Source organism: Pseudomonas shirazica (assembly GCF_015168335.1).
Taxonomy (GTDB): domain Bacteria; phylum Pseudomonadota; class Gammaproteobacteria; order Pseudomonadales; family Pseudomonadaceae; genus Aquipseudomonas; species Aquipseudomonas asiatica.
In genome coordinates this window covers 3,325,767-3,345,457 of the sequence record NZ_CP063456.1, presented here as the reverse complement: position 1 = coordinate 3,345,457, position 19,691 = coordinate 3,325,767, and the positions used below count along the sequence as shown (strand labels likewise).

Sequence of the window (19,691 nt, the reverse complement as noted above, 5' to 3'; positions counted from 1 at the left end):
CCGGGGGCCGCTCTGCGGCCCTTTCGCGACACAAGGCCGCTCCCACAAAAGCGATGTGGTGGCAGTGAGACAACAACAATAAATCCAGAGGTTCACATGCAAGAGCAGCTGAAGATTGCCGGCGCGTTTGTCGGCGTGATCGTGGGGGCGGGGTTCGCTTCGGGGCGGGAACTGTTGTTGTTCTTTGTCGATTTCGGTGTGTGGGGGCTGGTCGGTGCGCTGGTCAGCGCAGCCTTGTTCACCTTCCTCGGCATGGCCCTGGCGGGGCTGGGCAATCGCCAGCAGGCCACTTCGCACAAGGATGTGATCCAGGCCATCTGCGGCCGTCACCTGGGCCTGTTCGTCGACTGGCTGATCACCTTTTTCATGTTTGCCGTCACCGTGGTCATGCTGGCCGGTGGTGGTGCCTTGCTGGAGCAGCAGTTCGGTATCCCGGCGCTGGCCGGCAGCGTGCTGGTGACGCTGGTTGTGGTGGGCATCGTGTGCCTGGATGTGCGCAGGGTGATCCTCGCCATTGGTGCCATCACGCCGTTGCTGATCCTGGTGGCCTCGGCGATTGCGTTGTACGCCGTGTTCAGCCGGGAACAGAGCTTCGCCCAACTCGACCAGCTGGCCAGCCAGCAACAGGCGGGCGCCCGTCACTGGCTGCTGGGGGCGTTCCTGTACGTGTCTTACAACATCGTTGCCGGCGCGCCGATCCTGGCCATCCTGGGTGGGTCGGCCAAGGGCGAGCGAACCGCTGTATGGGGTGGGCTGCTTGGTGGCGCCGCACTGGGTGGGCTGATGCTGGTGATGAGTGCCGGGCTGTTGTCGCGCCTGGACAGCGTGGCTGACCTGCCGATGCCGATGCTGTCGATTGCCAACGAAGTATCGCCACTGCTGGGGCTGGTGATGTGCCTGATTATTTTCGGCATGATCGTCAACACTGCGGTGGGTACGTTGTTCTCGTTTCTCTCGCGGCTGATGCCAGCGGGTACGGTGAGGTTTCGCTGGGGCTCGGTAGTGACCGGCGTGGCGGCGTTCGGATGCAGCCTGGTGGGGTTCATCAGCCTGGTGGGTGAGGTGTACCCGCTGTTCGGCTACCTGGGCTTCGTGCTGATGGCGGCGGTGCTGCTGGCCTGGGTCCGGCGGAGCAGAGTGGTTAAAGCGGTAGCCAATGCTGCTTGATCTGCTGCTGGCGCGTATCCCTTGTAGGAGCGGCCTTGTGTCGCGAAAGGGTCGCAGAGCGACCCCGGCGATTTCTGCGGTGTAGCTGAAAATCCGGGGCCGCTGCGCGACCCTTTCGCGACACAAGGCCGCTCCTACAGAGGGTGTGCGTTCCGGTTTAGATCCTGAAGCTGCCTACCAGCTGCTTCAGGCGCCCGGCCTGCTGGGCCAGTTGGTCACAATGGCGCAGGGTCTCGTTGAGGTTCTCCACCCCTTGCTGGTTCAGGGCGTTGATCTGGGTGATGTCCAGGTTGAGGCTCTCGACCACGGCGGTCTGTTCTTCGGTAGCGGTAGCCACCGACTGGTTCATGCCATCGATCTCGCCAATACGCTGGGTCACGCTGGCCAGGCGCTCGCCGGCCTGGTTGGCTACCTGCACGGTCTGCTCGCTGGAAACCTGGCTGGTGTTCATGGTGTGCACCGCTTCGCGCGAGCCTACCTGCAGGCTGGTGATCATGCGGTGGATTTCTTCCGCCGATTCCTGGGTGCGGTGCGCCAGGTTGCGTACCTCGTCGGCCACCACGGCAAAGCCACGGCCGGCCTCACCGGCACGGGCCGCTTCGATGGCGGCGTTCAGCGCCAGCAGGTTGGTCTGCTGCGAGATGCCCTTGATCACGTCGAGAATCTTGCCGATTTCGTCGGTGCTGGCGTTGAGCGTTTCGATTTGCGCGCAGGACTCGCTGATGCGCTGCGACAGGGCGGTCATGGCGCTGATCGCTTCTTCGACCACTTCACGGCCACCGTGGGCCTGCTCGCTGGCACCGCTGGCATGCTGCGAGGCATCGGCGGCGTTGCGGGCGATCTCCTGGGTGGCAGCACCCAGCTCGTTGATCGCTGCGGCCACGCTGTTGGTGCGCATGCTTTGCTCTTCGGAGCCGATGATCGACGCATTGGAGGCATTGACCACTTTCTCCGACAGGTCGTGCACCAGGCGGGTTGCCGAGGACACTTCGCTGATCGAGGCATGAATGCGCTCGACGAAGCGGTTGAACGAAGTGGCCAGTTCGCCGAACTCGTCCTTGTTCTGCACGGTCAGGCGGCGGGTAAGGTCACCTTCGCCCTCGGCGATGTCGCGCATGGCGCGGCCCATGGTGGTCAGCGGGCTCATCAGTATCGGGATCAGCAGGCCGAGCAGGCCGGCGATGGCAGCCACCGCAATCAGCATCGCGATGATCGCCGAGGTGCGAAACTGGCTGAGCGCAGCGTAGGCCTTGTCCTTGTCGATCGACAGGCCGATGTACCACTGTGCCGAAGGCAGGCCGGCCACCGGGGCGAAGGAAATGATGCGGTCCTGGCCATTGAGGGTGACATCCTGCATGCCGGCGGCGACTCGCAGGTTGCTGCCGGGGTAGATGTCCTTGAGGTTCTTCATCACCTGGTCTTTGTCGGGGCTGACGATCACCTGGCCATTGCTGTCGGCCAGGAAGGCGTGGCCGATGCCGCCGAAATCGACCGAGTTGATGATCTCGACCAGGGTGTCGAGGGTGACGTCACCGCCGACCACGCCGATCAGCTCGCCATTGCCCTTGCTTTTCACCGGCGTGGCGATGGTGACCATCAGGCCACCAACAGCACCTTGGTATGGGGCAGTCAGCACGGTCTGCCCGGCGCTGGCCGCGGCGCCGTACCACGGGCGCTGACGTGGGTCGTAACCGGCGGGCATCTGCGCATTGGGGCGTTGGGTGAACGCACCGGTGGCCTGGCCCAGGTAAGTGAACAGGAAATTACGCGTATAGGATGGCTGCTCGATCAGTCCTTCCAGGGTATCGCCAGCGCCTTGCTGGGCGATGTCCTGGGCCAGGTTTTCCAGCACCAGGATGCGCCCGCTCATCCAGTTCTGCACACTACTGGCGGTCAGTGCGCCCGACTGCTGCACCGAAGCTTCGATGTTCTGGCGGATGGTATTGCGTTGCAGGTAGTCGTTGTAGAGCGTGAACAGGGCAAATGCCAGGACCACGACACCGCAGGCGCTGAGCAGGATCTTGTGGCGAAATTTCAGGTTCATGTTTCGAGACCTTGGGCCAATGAGGGGAGGGCGCAGCGCGCTCATGACGCATTGCGGAACCTATCGTTCGGGATATCGGCTCAAGGGGTAAAAGATTGAAGTGCTTACAGAAATTTCTTACGGTCATTTCGACGGACGGTATTCACTGGCTACACAACTGCTCGATCAGCAGGCGTGCAGCCTGCTGCAACGGTTGTTGCTTGCGCCAGAAGATGTGTACCGGCAACTGCAGCTCGTTGCGGGTGTTGCGAAAATCCAGGCGCACCAGGCGCCCGCTGGCCAGCAGTGGCGCGACCCTCGACAGCGGCAAGTCGCCCCAGCCCAGGCCGGCCTCGACCATCTGCAGGGCGAGGTCGAAGCTGTCGGTTGACCAGTGCGTGGCGCCTATCAACGGGCGTGGGTCTGTCACCGGAAGGTCATGGCTACGCACCAGGATCTGGCGCACTCGGGTCAGGTCTTCGAGGTAGTGGATACGCCCCTCGCGCAAGGCCGGGTGAGCGGGGGACAGTGTGGCCACCAGCGATTCCATGCCGATGTGCTGGAAGCCGCGACGGGCATCGACCTGCAGCCCGGCAAAAGCCACGCAGAGGTCGGCGCGGCCACTGTCCAGCAGGTGTACGGCCTCTTCCTGCGGGGCGCTGAGCAGGGCGATGTCCAGCAGCGGGTGCCGCTCACCCAGGTGAGCGATGGCCGCCAGCAGCGGGCGGTGGTCGATGTCCGGCACCACGGCCAGGGTCAGGCTGCTCTCCAGCCCCTGGGACAGTTCCAGGGCATGCACCTGCAGCAGCCCCAGTTGTTCGGCGATCAACCGGGCATGAGGTTCCAGCGCCTTGGCCTCGGCGGTGGGGCGGACTTCCCGTGGGCCGCGCTCGAACAGGGTGTAGCCCAGTTCGGCCTCGAGGTTGCCGATGGCCATGCTCACGGCCGAAGGCACCCGCTGCAGAGCCCGCGCAGCGGCGGAAAACGAACCGCGGTCGAGCACGGCGAGAAACAGCTGGATATTGTCGCTGGAAAAGTTCATGGCAGCCTCCTGTCAGAAGATCTGACAGCTGCTGACTTTTGCTGTCAAGAGCGATGAAGCATGATCGCGCCCCATCGCTTTGTCATTGGAGGTAATCCCGGGTGCAGGGACTCAAACGCAAACTCGTCTACGTGACTTTCTATGAACTGATCGGGCTGTGCATGTCGACCCTCGGGCTGGCCTACCTGTCGGACACCCAGGCATCGCATACCGGGCCTCTGGCGGTGATGATCACTACCATCGCCATGCTCTGGAACCTGATCTACAACACCCTGTTCGAGTGGTGGGAAAGCCGCCAGGCCAAGCGCGGGCGCAGCGTGGCACGGCGGGTGGCGCATGCCATCGGCTTCCAGCTGACCCTGGTGGTGTACCTGATCCCGCTGATTGCCTGGTGGCTGGACATGACATTGCTAGAGGCGCTGCTGGTGGACATGGCGTTCATCGTGCTGGTGCCGTGCTACACCTTTGCCTACAACTGGGCGTTCGACCGGATCTTTGGCTTGCCCAGCTCAGCCTTGGCAGCAGCCTGATTCAACCTGTTCCGGCCTCTTCGCAGCACAAGGCTGCTCCTACAGCGACCGCACAACCTTCAGGCGGGAGCTGCGAAAAGGCCGACACAGTCAACCACTAAGGCGGCAGGCGAATGATCAAAGGCTCCTGCTGCTGCTTCACCTGCTGCTCAACCGGTTGTTCCTCCGTCCTCGGTGCACTGGCCAGCAAGCTGTCCTCGACCTGCCCCGAAAGGTAGTACACCCCCGACATGGCCCCGCTCTGGCGGTTCTCCATCAGCTCTTGCCATTCCTGGTTCAGCGCCACGTTGAGGATCACCCGCAACTGCTCGACCATCTGCGGGTGTTCGCGGTCATGGGTCATGACCCCGTAACCGGCCGCCGCAATCGAAATCATCGCCCCCGCCACTTTGCCCACCGCCGACGCCACGGCACTGGCGATGCCGCGCGGAGCCAGGGTGGCGCCGAGCTTTTCGCTGGCCTGGTTGGCCACCGAGTTCAGCCCGACATCGGTCTTGCCCGGGCCTTTGCTGGCCTGCTGGTGCAGATGCTGGCGCATGGCTTGCCAGGCAGGTTGCTGGGCCAGCGACTTGGCCCGCAGAAGCTGGTAAAGGCTGGCATTGCGCGCATCCGGTGGCCCCAGGGCGATGGCGGGAATGCGGTTGAGGCGTTGGCTGAACTGCTCGGGGGGAGCGTTGTAGCGGCTGATGATAGCCGGCAGCTGCTGGCCGAGCAGTTGCAGGTACAGCTCGCTGGCGCGGTCGCGAATGCCTTCGGGGTTGATCTGCTCGGCCACCGGTTCGATCACCCGCTTGTGGTACTGCTCCTGCAGGTACAGCGCCAGGCGCTTTTCCGCCGGCTCCCGGCCTTCACCGCTGTCGATCTTGTACCAGGCCACCTTGAGGGTCAGCCACTGCTGGGTCCAGTAGCCGGTAAACCAAGGGATGAATTCGCTTTCGGTACGCTGCTGTACCTGTTCCTTCCACACCCGCATGGAACGGCGTGCATAGTCGTTGGCCGAGCTGCCGGCGCCGACCGAGGCTTCGATCAGCTCCTGGTCGATGCGTTGCCAGGTGGCGGGGGTGAGCACCACCGGTGGCGGCGGGACAGGTGGGGGCTTGCCTGCGCAGCCGGCCAAGGCCAGCAGCAGGCACAGCAGCAGGAGGGCTCGAGTGCTCACGCAACCGCCTCCCTGGTAGAGGCTGGGGTGGTTCTCGGAGTATAGGGTGGGTAGTGAAGGGCTGCCGTGCAGCCTATCGCCCATCGTCCGGCCAACGCGATCCATGTAGGAGCGGCCTTGTGCCGCGAAAGGGCCGCAAAGCGGCCCCGGCAATTTCTGCTGCACAGCTGAAATCCTGGGGCCGCTTCGCGCCCCATCGCGACACAAGGCCGCTCCTAGAAGGGGGGCGTCAGCTTGAATCGGTCATTCCAGGTCGAGCTTTTCTTCCAGGCGGTCGAGGTGCTTGTGCATCAGCCCCAGCGCCGCCTCGGCATCGCCATGCTCCACGGCATCGATGATCGCCGCATGTTCCTCCCACGCGCAGTGGTCGCAGCAAGGCGACTCGTAACGGGCGATGATCAGCGAGGTCATCGGCACCAGGCCATTGAGAAACCGCGCCAGTGGCGCATTGGCAGCCACCTGCGCCAGTTTCAGGTGAAACTCGCCGCCCAGGCGGATCGCCGCACAACGCTCGCCGTTTTCATGGTGCTGGCGCTCGCGCGCCACCAGTTGCCGCAGCTGGCGAATCTGTACCGGCCGGGCGCGTTGCGCGGCCAGGGTGATCAGCGTGGTTTCGGCCAGACGCCGGGCGCTGAGCACCTGGCGTGCCTGCTCCGGGTCGGGCACGGCCAGATGCGCAGTGTGGCTGGGGCGTTGCACCACCACCTGCTGGTCGGACAGGCGCCCGAGCACACGGCGGATCACTGTACGGCTGACACCAAAGGCATGGCCCAGCGCCTGTTCGGGCAACAGGCTGCCAGGTGGCAAGCGCTGTTCGAGGATGGCATCGAACAGCCGCGGGTAGATCTGCTCGGCCGACAGGCGGGTTTCGCCGGCCGCGAGCAGGGCCGGCAAGTGAGGGGCGGCGTTCATGGTCGCTCTCCTGGGGTCATGGATGCGGGTGTTCGTCCGGGATGTTCAACGGGATGCCCATGCGCAACCCTTCGGCCAGGATGTGCTGACGCATCTGGGCACTGGCCTGGGCGCTGCTGCGCTCACGTATGGCGCGCACCACCGCTTCGTTTTCCTTCAGCCGCGCGGCCAGGTGCTCTGGCGAATTGCGCAGCATGTCAGCGCTTTGCTTGAGGGCATTGCCGGTCTGTTGCACCACGCTCTGGAAGATCGGGTTGGTGGTCAGGGCGAACAGCGCTTCATGGAAGGCGATGTAGGCCCTGACTCCGGCTTCGCTGTCATCGGCCTCCAGCGCTTCACGCATGTCCATCAGGGTAAGGCGCAGTTGGCCGATGTCCTGACTGTTGGCCGACTGCGCCACCAGGCCGACGATGAAAGGCTCAAGGGTGTAGCGCAGCTCCAGCACGTCGGCCAGGCTGGCTGCGGCGCTGGTGTCCAGGCCCGGTTCCTGGGTGGCGGCATCGACATCCAGTACCAGCACGCCCTTGCCTGGCAGCGAACGCACCAGGCCCAGGGTTTCCAGCACGGTCACCGCTTCGCGCAGGCTGGGGCGGCTGATGCCCAGTTGTTCGGCCAGTTCGCGCTGGCCTGGCAGCATGTCGCCGGTGCGCCATTGGCCTCGGGCCAGGGCCTGGCGCAGTTTTTCCACCACTGAGTTGACGACGGTAGATGAGCTGATCACGGTTCGCTCCTGGAAGGGCCGGCGTCAGTGCCGGCCACGTTCCCTCAGAATTCCTGTTGATGGGGGTTGGGCTGCTTGCGTGGCATGGGGGCGAAACCGGGCTTGCCGTCGAGCACGTTGTGCGCGCGTTCCAGGTCGATGTCCTTCTCCCAGCGGGCGATGGCCACGGTGGCCACGCAGTTGCCGATCAGGTTGGTCAGCGCCCGGCCGATGCCCATGAACCAGTCCACCGCCAGTACCAGTACCAGGCCGACCACCGGGATCGCCGGCACGGCGGTCAGGGTAGCGGCAAGGATCACCAGCGCCGAGCCTGGGATGCCGTGAGCGCCCTTGGAAGTCACCAGCGATACCAGCAGGATGGTCAGCAGGTCGGTCATTGCCAGTGGCGTGCCGGTGGCGTTGGCAATGAACACGATGGCCAGGGTCAGGTAGATGGAGAAGCCATCGAGGTTGAACGAATAACCGGTGGGGATCACCAGGCCGACGGTGGAGCTGCCGATGCCCAGGTGCTCGAGCTTGCGCATGATCTGTGGCAGTACGGCGTCGGACGAGGCGGTGCCCAGCACGATGGTCAGTTCTTCACGCAGGTACTTGATCAGCGGCAGCAGCTTCAGCCCCGACAGGCGCATGACCGTGCCCAGCACGATCAGTACAAAGCCGGCACAGGTCAGGTAGAACAGCGCCACCAACCCGCCCAGGTGCTGCAGCGATTCCAGGCCGTACTTGCTGGTGGTGAAGGCGATGGCCCCGAACACGCCGATCGGTGCCAGGCGCACGATCATGCCCATGATGCGGAAGATCACGTGGCTCAGTTCGTTGATCAGCCGCGAGATGCCGGCTGCCGAGTCACCCACCAGGTTCAGCGCGCTACCGAACAGTACCGAGAACAGCAGCACCTGGAGGATGTTGTTGTCGGCAAAGGCGCCGATCACCGAGGTGGGGATCAGGTCCATGAAGAACGCCGTGGCACCGTGGATGTGCTGGCCGCGCTCGGCCAGGCTGCTGGCGTCGGCGCTGGACAGTTGGTCCAGGTGGATGTTGGCGCCGCTGCCGATGCCGCTGGTGAAGGCGAACACCAGGCCGATCACCAGCGCCAGGGTGGTCAGTATCTCGAAGTAGATCACCGACTTCAGGCCGATGCGCCCGACCTTTTTCAGGTCACCGGCGCCCGAGATACCGCTGACCACCACGCAGAACACGATCAGGCCGATGAGCATCTTGATCAGCTTGATGAAGCCGTCGCCAAGGGGTTTGAGTTGCAGGGAAAGGTCGGGGAAGCTGAGACCGCAGGCGATGCCGAGGGCAAGGCCGAGCACGACTTGAAGGAAGATCGAACGCGAGCACCATTTGAGCATGGGAGGGATCTCTGATCGGTGTCCTTGCTTCGGTAGCCGCACGGGGCGAAAGAGCGCAGGACTTAATTATTGTGGTCTTACCGGTTTGTTCAGCGCGAAGCCATGAAAGCGCGAAAAATCCGACATTGCAAGGTTTTTTGGCCTTACCGGTCTGACCAGTTGTGGGGCAATCCAGCGTATCTGGCTCTAATTCGGTGCATCTGGTTGGGTGGAGCCGCAGTGCGGTCGTTTACAGGTGAATCGCAGCGGGGAACCGCGTGCGCACATGAATCAGATCAGGCTTTGGCCAGTGCCTCGTGCAACATTGCAATCAGCTTGCCAAGCGCCATGCCGACCTCGATATTTTCGATAACGCCATGATTCGTAAGGTTTATTTGCATTCCTTGGCTGACCTCGTAGAATCCGCGCCCGACCGGGAAGTCACCAAAGGGTCGATTGCAGGGGTTCATCCTGATAATCGCCTCGCAAGCAGGCTCCCGGCGTTTGAATGAATGGAGTCTCATAGTGCGTCTCAACCTTCCGGTTACCCCGGTCGAGCAACGTTTTCCCCCCGATCAGCGATTGATTTCCGCTACCGACACCACCAGCCTGATCACCTACTGCAACCCCGAATTCGCCGCCATCAGCGGTTACAGCGAGGCGGAGCTGATCGGCAGCCCGCACAACCTGGTACGCCACCCGGACATGCCGCCGGCGGTGTACCAGTTGATGTGGAATTACCTGAAGGCTGGCAAGAGCTGGATGGGCGTCGTCAAGAACCGCTGCCGCAACGGCGATTACTATTGGGTCAACGCCTACGTCACGCCTATTCTCGAAGCCGGGCGAGTGGTGGGCTATGAATCGGTACGGGTGTGCCCGACGCGTGAGCAGGTGGCCCGTGCCGAGGCCCTGTATGCACGCATGCGCAACGGTCAGGCTGTGTTGCCCTGGTCACGGCGCGCGACCATGCTGGCGCGTGACCTGGCCGTACCGCTCGTGGGCGGGGGGCTGGCTTTGGGGGCCAACAAACTGTGGCCCGGCCTGGTCGCGCAGGGGCTGACCCTGGGGCTGTTCCTGGCCTATGGCCTGTTGGCACGCAATGCCGTTGGGCGGCAGATGGAGCGCGTAGTGCAGGGCGCAGGCGGCACCTTCGCCGACCCGATCGCCGCCTTGACCTACAGCGACCTGCCCGGTGCTGGCGGACAACTGCAATTGATGCTGATCAGCGAGGAGGCGCGGCTGAAAACCGCGCTGACCCGGTTAAGTGACCTGGCGGCCCAGATGGCCGTGGCTGCACATGATGCCGGGGCGTTGTCGCGCAGCACCGAGGCGGCATTGCTGGAGCAGCGTGCGGAAACCGACCTGAGCGCCACTGCCATGAACCAGATGGCCGCTTCCATCGGTGAGGTTGCCAACCATGTGCAACTGACTGCTGCCGAAGCCCACACTGCGCACCTGCTGGCCGAGCAGGGCAGCCTGGTGGCCGACGCCAGCGGAGCTGCAATCCGCACCTTGGCCGGTACCGTGGCCCAGATCAACCAGGCGGTCAGCCACCTGGCTGGTCAGACCGGTGCTATCGCCGAAGCCACCGGGATGATCCGCGGTATTGCCGAGCAGACCAACCTGCTGGCGCTAAATGCCGCCATCGAGGCGGCCCGTGCCGGTGAGCAAGGCCGTGGCTTTGCCGTGGTCGCCGATGAAGTGCGGGCACTGGCCGACAAGACCCGGCAGTCGACACTGCACATCCAGGCTATCATCGATGCTCTGCGCAGTGGCGCAGAAGAGGCCGTGGCGATTGCCAGCCAGGGCATCGACGGTGCCGAGCAGGGCGTTGCCCAGGTGCAGGAAGCGCGGCAGGCGTTGCATGGCATTCGTGATGCGGTGCAGCGCATCAGTGACATGAGCCAGCAGATGGCTACGGCTTCGCAGCAGCAGTCAGCCGTCGCCGAAGACGTCTCGAGGCAGATCAATGGTGTGGCCGGCATAGCCCAGCACAGCGCACACAGCGCCAACGCCGCAGCCTCTCGCGGCGCCGAACTGGAAGAGGTGTGCGCCGGACTGCGTGCCCTTGTGGAGCGCTTCAACCGTTAAGGCAGGATGCTTTATGGATGACAACTATCGTGCAGCCGTTGACGCGGCTGCGATCTTTTCCGAAACCGACCTGCGTGGAACCATCACTTACGTCAACCAGCAGTTCTGCAGCATCTCGGGCTACAGCCGCGAGGAGCTGCTGGGCGCCAACCACCGCATCCTCAACTCCGGCCTGCACGAGCCGGAGTTCTTCGTTGGCATGTGGCGGGCGCTGGCCGCCGGCCGGGTATGGAAGGGCGAGATCTGCAACCGCGCCAGGGACGGCTCGCTGTACTGGGTCGACAGCACCATGGTGCCACTGGTCGACCCGCTCACCGGAGAGGTGCGCAAGTACGTGTCGATCCGTTTCGACGTCACCGAGAAGCGCCAGCTGCTGCATACCTTGCAATGGCGTGTGGGCCATGACGTGCTAACCGGCCTGCCCAACCGCGCTTACCTGTCCGACCTGCTGAACCAGGCCCTGGCCTACTCGCGCCGTGAAGACATTCCGCTGGCTGTGTGCATGCTCGACCTGGATGGCTTCAAGGCAGTCAACGACGGCTACGGGCATGCCATGGGCGACCTGCTGTTGGTCGAGGTGGCGCAGCGGCTGAAGCACATCCTGCGCGATGGCGACGCAGTGGCCCGGTTGTCGGGGGACGAATTCGTGCTGATCCTGCGCAACGTCGAAGACCGCCAGTTGCATGCTGCGCTGCGCCGGGTGCTGCGGGCACTGGCGGCGCCTTATGTGGTACGCGAGCAGCGCCTGTCGCTCAGCGCCAGTATCGGCGTGACCCTGTACCCGCAGGACGACGAAGACGCCGACACCTTGGTGCGCCATGCCGACCAGGCCATGTATGTGGCCAAGCAGCGTGGGCGCAACCGCTATCACCTGTTCGACGTGACACAGGAACAGGAACTCAAGGCTACCCACCAGACCGTGGCGCGGGTGCGCCGGGCCCTGCACAACGGCGAGCTGTGCCTGTATTACCAGCCCAAGGTCAACCTGCGCAGCGGCCAGGTGCTGGGCTTCGAGGGCTTGCTGCGCTGGCAGCGGCCAGGCCGCGGGCTGGTGCCGCCTGGTGATTTCCTGCCGGCGGTGGAGCAGACCGACCTGATCGTGGAAATCGGCGAATGGGTGCTCGACCAGGCGCTGAACCAGTTGCAGGCATGGCAACGTCAGGGGCAGCCCTGGTCACTGAGCGTGAACATCGCCGCGCGGCATTTGCAGCGTGGTGACTTTGTCGAGCGCCTGCAGCAGTTGCTGGCGGCGCACCCGGAGGTGGACCCGGCGCGGCTGGACCTGGAAATCGTCGAGTCGGTGGCCATCGATAACCTGCAGCATGTCAGCTGCTGTCTCGATGCCTGCCGCGCACTGGGTGTGCGCTTCTCCCTGGACGACTTTGGCACTGGCTATTCGTCGCTGAGCTACCTGAAGCGCTTGCCGACACAGACGATCAAGATCGATCAGTCATTCGTGCGCGACATCCTGCATGACCAGGACGACCTGGCGCTGACCGAAGCGGTGATTGGCCTGGCCCGGGCGTTTGGCCGCGAGGTGATTGCCGAAGGGCTGGAGAGCGTCGAGCACGGCCGCGTGCTGATGGGCCTGGGCTGCGAACTGGCACAGGGTTACTGCATCGCCCGGCCGATGCCGGCCAGTGCGGTGCAAGCCTGGGCGCAGGCCTACCGGCAGCCGGTGCAATGGCGTGACCCTTGATCATCAGCGGGCCATTGGCTTGACCTCGGCCAGCACCGGGTGCGCCACCAGCTTGTCGATGTGCAGGGCGTCGTCGTTCATCCAGCTTTCGCTGAGCAGCCGGTAGTGTTCCATGTCGCGGCAGCGCAGGCGCAGGCTGTAGTCGAAGTGGCCGCTGATCAGCTGGCACTCGTGCACTTCCGGGCAGTTGCGCAGGGTGGCTTCGAAGGCCTTCTGCGCGGCCCGCCCGCTTTGGTTGGACAGGGCGACCAGCACCAGCAGCGACACCCCGGGCGCGACCTTCTGCAGGTCGATGATCGCCCCGTAGCCGCGGATCACGCCACGGCGCTCCAGCTTGCGTACACGCTCCAGGCAGGGGCGCGGGGTGAGGTGGACGAGGCTGGAGAGTTTTTCGAAAGTGATGCGGCCGTCATGGCGCAGGATGTCGATGATCGCTTCGTCGATGCGGTCGAGGGGGTGGGCGTTGGCGTCCTTGGTGTCCATGCGCTTGGGCTTCTTTCAGAAGAGGGCATGGGACAGGGTAGGCGGTAAAGGGGGCCGCTGCGCGGCCCATCGCGACACAAGGCCGCTCCTACAAGGGATACGCGGTCCTTGTGTAGGAGCGGCCTTGTGTCGCGATGGGCTGCGCAGCAGCCCCAGGATCCATCAGGCGCAGACAGAACCAGCCTTGGGCACCGCCCGCAACTCCACCACCCGCGGCTGCAACAACCCATACAAATCCTTCGGATCCTCCAGCACCGGCACCAGCCCGATGTCCGTGCCGATACCCAGTGCCTGCGCCGTGTCCAGCACATAGCGCAATGCCGAGTAATCCTCCAGGGCAAACCCCACCGTGTCGAACAGCGTCACCTGTTCGCCGTGCTCACGCCCCTTGGCTTCCCCGGCGACCACACGCCAGAACTCGGTCACTGGCGAGTCTGCAGGCATCTGCTGGATCTCGCCTTCCACCCGGCTTTGCGGTTCGTACTCGACGATCACCCGGGCCCGCTCGACAATCGCCCGATGCAGCTCGGTCTTGCCCGGGCAGTCACCACCCACGGCATTCAGGTGCATGCCCGGCTCGATCATCTCCGGGGTGAGGATGGTGGCGCAGGCCTTGTCGGCGGTTACCGTGGTGACGATATCGGCCCCGCGCACCGCTTCGGCCACGGAGCTGGCGATGCTCAGCTTGAGGCCGGGGCGGTTGGCCAGGTTGGCGACCAGCTTGGCCGAGGCAGCCGGGTCGATGTCATACAGGCGGATTTCATCGATGCCCAGCAGGGCATTGAAGGCGATGGCCTGGAACTCGCTCTGCGAGCCATTGCCGATCAATGCCATGCTGCGGCTGTCCTCGCGCGCCAGGTAGCGGGCGGCCAGGGCCGAGGTGGCGGCGGTGCGAATGGCGGTGGTCAGGGTCATTTCGCTGAGCAGCAACGGGGCACCGGTATCGACGCTGGCCAGGGCGCCGAAGGCCATCACCGTGAGCAGGCCATGGCGAGTGTTCTTCGGATGCCCGTTGACGTACTTGAAGGCGTAGCGGCTGGCGTCCGAGATTGGCATCAGCTCGATCACGCCGTCCGCTGAATGGTTGGCCACCCGGGCGCATTTTTCGAAGGCGGGCCAGCGCAGGTAGTCCTGGCGGATGTACTCGGCCATTTCCAGCAGGCACGTGGGCAGGCCTTTGCGGTTGACCAGGCGGGCCAGGTCTTGCACATCGATATAGCGGGTCATGAGGGGTCTCCCTGCGGTCGACGCTTCCAGAGTGGGCTCTGGTTTCATTGTGCGGCGGGTGGGGAGGCAAAGCTGGCTGTAATGGGCTGTGGCGGCAGCGGCTTTGGCTGATTTCGCTGCGCTGGCAGCCGAATCGGCTGTGGCTGGGCCGGCCCTATCGCCGGCAAGCCGGCTCCCACAGGGATATCACAGGCCTTGAGAGCGGCGCTGTACCTGTGGGAGCTGGCTTGCCGGCGATGAGGCCAGTACAGGCCAGGGCAATCATCGCTCACGCAGCCGCTTGTACAGCGTGGTGCGGCTGATCCCGAGCCCACGCGCCACCGCCGAGAGGTTGCCGTTGGCTTGTGCCACCAGCTCGCGCAGGTCCGCCTTTTCGGTCGCAATCGGCACAGGCACCTGAGCCTCGGCGAGAAAACCCGCAGGCAGGTGTTCCAGGCCGACAGGCCCATTGCCCGCCAAGGCCAGCGCCACCTGCAGCACACTCACCAGTTCACGCATATTCCCCGGCCAGGGGTGCTGATCGAGCAGTTCGATAATGGCCGCAGGCAGCCGCGCAGGCTGCCCGGGATCACGGTAGCGCGCATGCACCTGCTCGATCAGCTGCCGGCGGTCATTGCGCTCGCGCAGCGGCGGCAAAACCACTGCCAGCCCGGCGATGCGGTAATACAGGTCCTGGCGAAAGCGCCCGGCGCGCACTTCTTCGGCCAGGTCGCGGTTGCTCGCCGACACCACGCGGATATCCACCGCCACCGGTTCGCCGCTGCCCAATGGCTGGATGCTGCGCGTCTGCAGCACGCGCAGCAGGCGGGCCTGGGTGGGCAACGGCATGTCGCCGATTTCGTCGAGGAACAGGATGCCGTGGTGGGCCTTGCGGATCAGCCCCGGGTTGCCCTTCTGGTGGGCGCCGGTGAACGCGCCCTTGTCGTAGCCGAACAGCTCCGACTCCACCAGCTCTGCGGGGATCGCCGCGCAGTTGACGGCTATGAGCGGCTGGCTGGCGCGGCTGCTGGCCCGGTGCAGGGTATCGACGAATACCTCCTTGCCTACGCCGGTTTCGCCCTGCACCAGGACCGGGATGTCCTTTTCCAGCAGCAGGCCGGCCTGCGCCAGGGCTTTCTCCAGGCGTGGCTCGGCGCTGCTGGCGGCGGGGCGGCCGGGAGCCTCGCGCGGCGGCTGCCACTGGCAATGAAAGCGGTTGCGCCCGGTGGCTTGCAGGGCGAAGGGCTGTTGCCGGGGATGGCTGAGCAGCTGTTGCAGGGGCAACTGGAACAGTTGCGCGATGTTCTGCTGCAGCGGGTTGCCCCCGAGCAGGGTGTCGGCCCGGTGATTGGCGGCCAGCACCTGCCCCTGCTCATCGAACACCAGCAGGCCGGCCCAGGGGCTGTCGAGGTTGTCGGAGGCGCTGTTGAAGATCAATTGCGCATGCTGGTCGGCATGCTTGGCGAGGATCAGGCGGTTCTCCAGGCTCTGGCCCATCATGCGTACCAGGCCCAGGGTCTGGCTGGCGGGCAGGTAGCCGTCGCTGGCCACATCGAGCACCCCGACCAGCTGCCGTTCGGCGTCGAACAGCGGCGCGGCGGCGCTGGACATATAGCGGTTCTGGCGCAGGAAGTGCTCTTCCTGGCCCACGTGGATCGCCTCGGCGCAGACCAGCGCGGTGCCCAGCGCATTGGTGCCGACACCGCGCTCGTGCCAGTGGGCACCGGCGCTGAAACCATGCTGCTGGCGCGGCTCGATGAACCGCCGCGAGCCCCAGCTGTCGAGCAGGCAGCCGCTGGCATCGGCCAGCATCACCAGGTAGCTGGCATTGCCCAGCAGGTGGGCATATTGCGGCAGCACCGCTTCGCGGGTCAGGTGCAGCAGGGCCTGGCGCCGCTCCAGCAGGGCGCTCAGCTCGGCGCGGGTCAGGCAGTCGAAGTCCGGGGCGTGTTGGGGGTGCAGGCCGTGGTCGCGGCAGCGGGCCCAGGAGGCCTGGATCAGTTGGGCATGGGGCGAAGCGGATGCGGCCATGGGCCTGTCCTGTGTGATTGTTGTCATGGGGCCGACCGCTGTTCAGTGTCGTGCACGGTTGTTCAATGTCAAACCGGCAAGTGTTCAGTTGTTCAGTGCTTGTGTTCAGTTGTGAACCTGCGATTGACCGGCATTGCCGGCCAGGCCCCGGGCCAGACGGTTGCGGCGCATCTGGCACGAAACTGGCTGTGTCCGGCAGACAAAAACCACAAGAAGGCCACGCCATGTCCCTGGTGCTGGAACAGGTCAGCCGCAGCGTCGACAACCAGGCCTGGATCGTCGATGCCTCACTGCGTTTCGAACCCGGCTCGTTCAACGTGCTGCTGGGCCGCACCCTGGCCGGCAAGACCAGCCTGATGCGCCTGATGGCCGGGCTCGATCGCCCGGACCGGGGGCGGGTGCTGATGGATGGCCAGGACGTGACTGGCGTGCCGGTGCGCCAACGCAATGTGTCGATGGTGTATCAGCAGTTCATCAATTACCCGACCCTCAGCGTTTACGAGAACATTGCGTCACCGCTGCGCCAGGCACGCATGGACGAGCCCCAGATTCGCCGACGGGTGCAGGAAACCGCCGAGATGCTGCGCATCGAAGCCTACCTGCAGCGCCTGCCGCTGGAGCTGTCCGGTGGCCAGCAGCAACGCACGGCAATGGCCCGGGCGCTGGTCAAGGATGCCTCGCTGATCCTGTTCGACGAGCCACTGGTCAACCTCGACTACAAGCTGCGCGAGGGCCTGCGCCAGGAGCTGCGCGAACTGTTCGCGGCGCGCCACTGCATTGCCGTGTATGCCACCACCGAGCCCAACGAGGCGCTGGCTCTGGGCGGCACCACCACCCTGGTGCATGAGGGCCGTATCGTCCAGAGCGGGCCTACCGCCGAGGTCTACCAGCGCCCGGGCAGCGTGCTGGCTGCCGAGCTGTTTTCCGAGCCGCCGATCAACCTGGTACCTGGCCGTATCAGCGGCAACGACGTGAGCCTGGCCCAGGCCGTGCACTTTGCTCGCAATGCCGACTTGCAGCCGCTTGCCGAGGGTGACTACCGCTTTGGCGTGCGGCCCAGCCACATCAGCCTGGTGCCGGCGCACGACGACGACCTGGAATTGTCGGTGCTGGTGGAACTCGCCGAGATCAGTGGTTCAGAGACCTTCCTGCATGTACGCAACGAACACTGGCGCATGATCCTGCACCTGCCAGGGGTACACGAATACCAGGTGGACACGCCGATCCGCGTGTTCATCCCCACCCACAAGCTGTTCGTGTTCGACAGTACCGGGGCGCTGGTGCAGGCCCCGGGGCTGCGCCAGGCAAGGAGAGGTTGATGGCCGAGATCCGCCTGCGCCAACTGGCGCACAGCTACAGCCGCCAGCCCGCCAGCGAGGCGGACTATGCCCTGCACGCGCTGGAGCATGTGTGGGAGCAGGGCGGTGCCTACGCCTTGCTCGGGCCGTCGGGCTGCGGCAAGTCGACCTTGCTCAACATCATCTCCGGGCTGCTGACCCCTTCCCACGGCGAGGTGCTGTTCGACGGCAAGCCGGTCAACCAGCTGTCACCGCAGGCGCGCAACATTGCCCAGGTGTTCCAGTTCCCGGTGGTTTACGACACCATGACGGTGTTCGACAACCTGGCGTTTCCCTTGCGCAACCAAGGGTTGGACGAAGCCCGGGTGCAGGCCCGGGTGGAAGAGATTGCCGAGGTGCTCGACCTGTCGGCCGTGCTGCGCAAGAAGGCGCGCAACCTCAGTGCCGACGAAAAGCAGAAGGTCTCCATGGGACGGGGCCTGGTGCGCGATGACGTGTCGGCGATCCTGTTCGACGAGCCGCTGACGGTGATCGACCCGCACCTGAAGTGGAAGCTGCGGCGCAAGCTCAAGCAGATCCACGAGCAGTTCAACATCACGATGATCTACGTCACCCATGACCAGCTGGAGGCCTCGACGTTCGCCGACAAGATCGCGGTGATGCACGGCGGGCGCATCGTCCAGTTCGGTACCCCGCGCGAACTGTTCGAGCGGCCGCGGCATACCTTCGTCGGTTACTTCATCGGCAGCCCGGGGATGAACCTGATCGAGGTGCGCGCCGAAGCGGACGGGGTGGCGTTCGGCGATATTCACCTGATGCTGCCCGGGCATTTGCGGGAACATCTGCAAGAGCGCCTGGCGGCCACAGGTGGTGGTGGTCGCCTGCAGCTGGGCATCCGCCCGGAATTCGTGCAGCTGTGGGACAGCCCGTTCGATGATGCCTACCCGGCACGGGTGCTGGACGTCGAGGACCTGGGCACCTACCGCATCGTCACCCTCGAGCTGGGAGGTGTCGCGCTCAAGGCACGCCTGGGCGAGGACCGCCCGGTGCCGGTGGCCCAGGCCTGGGTCAGCCTGCCGGCGCAGTGGCTGATGCTGTACCTCGACGATGTGCTGCTGGAGGCCGGGCCATGAACAAGGTGCCGAACAACAAGGCCTGGTGGCTGGTGCTGCCGGTGTTCCTGCTGGTGGCATTCAGTGCGGTGGTGCCGATGATGACGGTGGTCAACTACTCGGTGCAGGACATCTTCGACCAGTCCAACCGCTACTTCGTCGGCGCCGACTGGTACCGTCAGGTGCTGCGCGACCCGGCGCTGCACGATGCGCTGCTGCGTCAGTTCATCTATTCCGCCTGCGTGCTGCTGATCGAAATCCCGCTGGGTATCGCCATTGCCCTGACCATGCCGACCAAGGGGCGCTTGGCCTCGGTGTGCCTGATCGTCATGGCCATCCCGTTGCTGATCCCGTGGAACGTGGTCGGCACCATCTGGCAGATTTTCGGCCGGGCCGACATCGGCCTGCTCGGCGCTACCCTGGCCAAGCTCGGGGTCAGCTACAACTACGCCGGCGACCCGTTCGACGCCTGGCTGACCGTGCTGGTGATGGACGTGTGGCACTGGACATCGCTGGTGGCGTTGCTCTGTTACTCGGGGCTGCGCGCCATCCCCGACGTGTACTACCAGGCTGCGCGCATCGACCGCGCCTCGGGCTGGGCGGTGTTCCGCCATATCCAGTTGCCCAAGCTGAAGAACGTGCTGCTGATCGCGGTGATGCTGCGCTTCATGGACAGCTTCATGATCTACACCGAGCCCTTCGTGCTGACCGGTGGCGGGCCCGGCAACGCCACCACCTTCCTCAGCCAGACCCTCACGCGCATGGCCGTGGGGCAGTTCGACCTGGGCCCGGCGGCGGCGTTCTCGCTGGTGTACTTCCTGATCATCCTGCTGGTTTCTTGGCTGTTCTACACAGCCATGACCCATGCCGACAAGGACTAGGC

At 64.7% G+C, this 19,691-nt stretch carries 17 protein-coding genes and 2 pseudogenes; 8 read left to right on the top strand and 11 right to left on the bottom strand.

The features are described from left to right. Positions 1 to 96 precede the first annotated feature (96 nt). Entirely contained in the window at positions 97 to 1,167 is a 1,071-nt protein-coding gene (locus IMX18_RS15465) for a YkvI family membrane protein (protein ID WP_015269676.1), read from the top strand. Between the two features lie 157 nt (positions 1,168 to 1,324). On the opposite strand, the gene IMX18_RS28525 is transcribed toward IMX18_RS15465, so the two are convergent. The 3 genes and pseudogenes from IMX18_RS28525 to IMX18_RS15455 form a co-directional block, all read right to left on the bottom strand. After that, positions 1,325 to 2,065: a methyl-accepting chemotaxis protein gene (locus IMX18_RS28525; RefSeq protein WP_370290711.1), complete on the bottom strand. Its 741-nt coding sequence runs from the start codon at positions 2,063 to 2,065 to the stop codon at positions 1,325 to 1,327. Between the two features lie 162 nt (positions 2,066 to 2,227). Beyond that, positions 2,228 to 3,211 (bottom strand): annotated as a pseudogene (gene mcpA / locus IMX18_RS28520) (methyl-accepting chemotaxis protein McpA); the annotation flags it as partial. A gap of 142 nt (positions 3,212 to 3,353) precedes the next feature. Beyond that, positions 3,354 to 4,232, bottom strand: coding sequence for a LysR family transcriptional regulator (locus tag IMX18_RS15455; protein WP_023661323.1), 879 nt, complete (start codon positions 4,230 to 4,232; stop codon positions 3,354 to 3,356). Positions 4,233 to 4,333: 101 nt separating this feature from the next. Between IMX18_RS15455 and IMX18_RS15450 the strand changes: the two genes are divergently transcribed. After that, on the top strand, positions 4,334 to 4,762 hold the full coding sequence (locus IMX18_RS15450) for a PACE efflux transporter (protein WP_015269679.1): 429 nt from the start codon (positions 4,334 to 4,336) through the stop codon (positions 4,760 to 4,762). A 97-nt stretch (positions 4,763 to 4,859) separates the two neighbouring features. Here IMX18_RS15450 and IMX18_RS15445 read toward each other — a convergent pair whose 3' ends face one another. From IMX18_RS15445 to IMX18_RS15425, 5 genes are all read right to left on the bottom strand, one after another. Continuing rightward, positions 4,860 to 5,921: a hypothetical protein gene (locus IMX18_RS15445; RefSeq protein WP_085721233.1), complete on the bottom strand. Its 1,062-nt coding sequence runs from the start codon at positions 5,919 to 5,921 to the stop codon at positions 4,860 to 4,862. A 243-nt stretch (positions 5,922 to 6,164) separates the two neighbouring features. After that, on the bottom strand, positions 6,165 to 6,833 hold the full coding sequence (locus tag IMX18_RS15440) for a GntR family transcriptional regulator (protein ID WP_015269681.1): 669 nt from the start codon (positions 6,831 to 6,833) through the stop codon (positions 6,165 to 6,167). A 16-nt stretch (positions 6,834 to 6,849) separates the two neighbouring features. Then, positions 6,850 to 7,554 (bottom strand): FadR/GntR family transcriptional regulator, encoded by a 705-nt coding sequence (locus tag IMX18_RS15435; protein ID WP_015269682.1) that lies wholly within the window; start codon positions 7,552 to 7,554, stop codon positions 6,850 to 6,852. Positions 7,555 to 7,598: 44 nt separating this feature from the next. Further along, on the bottom strand, positions 7,599 to 8,909 hold the full coding sequence (locus IMX18_RS15430) for a C4-dicarboxylate transporter DctA (protein WP_191471838.1): 1,311 nt from the start codon (positions 8,907 to 8,909) through the stop codon (positions 7,599 to 7,601). Between the two features lie 275 nt (positions 8,910 to 9,184). Further along, the gene (locus IMX18_RS15425; protein ID WP_156485969.1) at positions 9,185 to 9,358 is read right to left on the bottom strand and encodes a hypothetical protein; all 174 of its coding nucleotides are present in this window, start codon (positions 9,356 to 9,358) and stop codon (positions 9,185 to 9,187) included. A 55-nt stretch (positions 9,359 to 9,413) separates the two neighbouring features. Between IMX18_RS15425 and IMX18_RS28515 the strand changes: the two are divergent. The 3 genes and pseudogenes from IMX18_RS28515 to IMX18_RS15415 form a co-directional block, all read left to right on the top strand. Continuing rightward, a pseudogene (locus tag IMX18_RS28515) lies at positions 9,414 to 9,695 on the top strand (PAS domain-containing protein); the annotation flags it as partial. A gap of 114 nt (positions 9,696 to 9,809) precedes the next feature. After that, positions 9,810 to 10,979 (top strand): methyl-accepting chemotaxis protein, encoded by a 1,170-nt coding sequence (locus IMX18_RS15420; RefSeq protein ID WP_425355287.1) that lies wholly within the window; start codon positions 9,810 to 9,812, stop codon positions 10,977 to 10,979. 13 nt (positions 10,980 to 10,992) lie between these two features. Further along, a complete protein-coding gene (locus IMX18_RS15415) occupies positions 10,993 to 12,678 on the top strand; it encodes a putative bifunctional diguanylate cyclase/phosphodiesterase (RefSeq protein WP_085721235.1) in 1,686 nt (561 codons plus the stop codon). Positions 12,679 to 12,681: 3 nt separating this feature from the next. Here the strand turns inward: IMX18_RS15415 and IMX18_RS15410 are convergent, their stop codons facing one another. From IMX18_RS15410 to IMX18_RS15400, 3 genes are all read right to left on the bottom strand, one after another. Continuing rightward, positions 12,682 to 13,161, bottom strand: coding sequence for an Lrp/AsnC family transcriptional regulator (locus tag IMX18_RS15410; protein WP_015269686.1), 480 nt, complete (start codon positions 13,159 to 13,161; stop codon positions 12,682 to 12,684). 162 nt (positions 13,162 to 13,323) lie between these two features. After that, positions 13,324 to 14,388 (bottom strand): ornithine cyclodeaminase, encoded by a 1,065-nt coding sequence (locus IMX18_RS15405; RefSeq protein ID WP_217190574.1) that lies wholly within the window; start codon positions 14,386 to 14,388, stop codon positions 13,324 to 13,326. A 261-nt stretch (positions 14,389 to 14,649) separates the two neighbouring features. Continuing rightward, on the bottom strand, positions 14,650 to 16,398 hold the full coding sequence (locus tag IMX18_RS15400) for a sigma-54-dependent Fis family transcriptional regulator (RefSeq protein ID WP_015269688.1): 1,749 nt from the start codon (positions 16,396 to 16,398) through the stop codon (positions 14,650 to 14,652). Positions 16,399 to 16,622: 224 nt separating this feature from the next. On the opposite strand from IMX18_RS15400, the gene IMX18_RS15395 reads away from it, so the two are divergent. Genes IMX18_RS15395 through IMX18_RS15385 form a run of 3 tightly spaced genes read left to right on the top strand, consistent with a single transcriptional unit; the run spans position 16,623 to position 19,689 of the window. Beyond that, the gene (locus IMX18_RS15395; RefSeq protein WP_015269689.1) at positions 16,623 to 17,717 is read left to right on the top strand and encodes an ABC transporter ATP-binding protein; all 1,095 of its coding nucleotides are present in this window, start codon (positions 16,623 to 16,625) and stop codon (positions 17,715 to 17,717) included. Next, positions 17,717 to 18,829 (top strand): ABC transporter ATP-binding protein, encoded by a 1,113-nt coding sequence (locus IMX18_RS15390; protein WP_015269690.1) that lies wholly within the window; start codon positions 17,717 to 17,719, stop codon positions 18,827 to 18,829. Before IMX18_RS15395 ends, IMX18_RS15390 begins: the two co-directional genes overlap by 1 nt. Next, positions 18,826 to 19,689: a carbohydrate ABC transporter permease gene (locus tag IMX18_RS15385; RefSeq protein WP_015269691.1), complete on the top strand. Its 864-nt coding sequence runs from the start codon at positions 18,826 to 18,828 to the stop codon at positions 19,687 to 19,689. Before IMX18_RS15390 ends, IMX18_RS15385 begins: the two co-directional genes overlap by 4 nt. Positions 19,690 to 19,691: the final 2 nt, after the last annotated feature.

Bases quoted from the DNA above. Each gene is read 5' to 3' on its own strand.
- IMX18_RS15465 (WP_015269676.1), top strand. From the start codon at position 97: ATGCAAGAGCAGCTGAAGATTGCCGGCGCGTTTGTCGGCGTGATCGTG.
- IMX18_RS28525 (WP_370290711.1), bottom strand. From the start codon at position 2,065: ATGCGCACCAACAGCGTGGCCGCAGCGATCAACGAGCTGGGTGCTGCC.
- IMX18_RS15455 (WP_023661323.1), bottom strand. From the start codon at position 4,232: ATGAACTTTTCCAGCGACAATATCCAGCTGTTTCTCGCCGTGCTCGAC.
- IMX18_RS15440 (WP_015269681.1), bottom strand. From the start codon at position 6,833: ATGAACGCCGCCCCTCACTTGCCGGCCCTGCTCGCGGCCGGCGAAACC.
- IMX18_RS15430 (WP_191471838.1), bottom strand. From the start codon at position 8,909: ATGCTCAAATGGTGCTCGCGTTCGATCTTCCTTCAAGTCGTGCTCGGC.
- IMX18_RS15425 (WP_156485969.1), bottom strand. From the start codon at position 9,358: ATGAACCCCTGCAATCGACCCTTTGGTGACTTCCCGGTCGGGCGCGGA.
- IMX18_RS15420 (WP_425355287.1), top strand. From the start codon at position 9,810: ATGCGCAACGGTCAGGCTGTGTTGCCCTGGTCACGGCGCGCGACCATG.
- IMX18_RS15415 (WP_085721235.1), top strand. From the start codon at position 10,993: ATGGATGACAACTATCGTGCAGCCGTTGACGCGGCTGCGATCTTTTCC.
- IMX18_RS15410 (WP_015269686.1), bottom strand. From the start codon at position 13,161: ATGGACACCAAGGACGCCAACGCCCACCCCCTCGACCGCATCGACGAA.
- IMX18_RS15405 (WP_217190574.1), bottom strand. From the start codon at position 14,388: ATGACCCGCTATATCGATGTGCAAGACCTGGCCCGCCTGGTCAACCGC.
- IMX18_RS15400 (WP_015269688.1), bottom strand. From the start codon at position 16,398: ATGGCCGCATCCGCTTCGCCCCATGCCCAACTGATCCAGGCCTCCTGG.
- IMX18_RS15395 (WP_015269689.1), top strand. From the start codon at position 16,623: ATGTCCCTGGTGCTGGAACAGGTCAGCCGCAGCGTCGACAACCAGGCC.
- IMX18_RS15390 (WP_015269690.1), top strand. From the start codon at position 17,717: ATGGCCGAGATCCGCCTGCGCCAACTGGCGCACAGCTACAGCCGCCAG.
- IMX18_RS15385 (WP_015269691.1), top strand. From the start codon at position 18,826: ATGAACAAGGTGCCGAACAACAAGGCCTGGTGGCTGGTGCTGCCGGTG.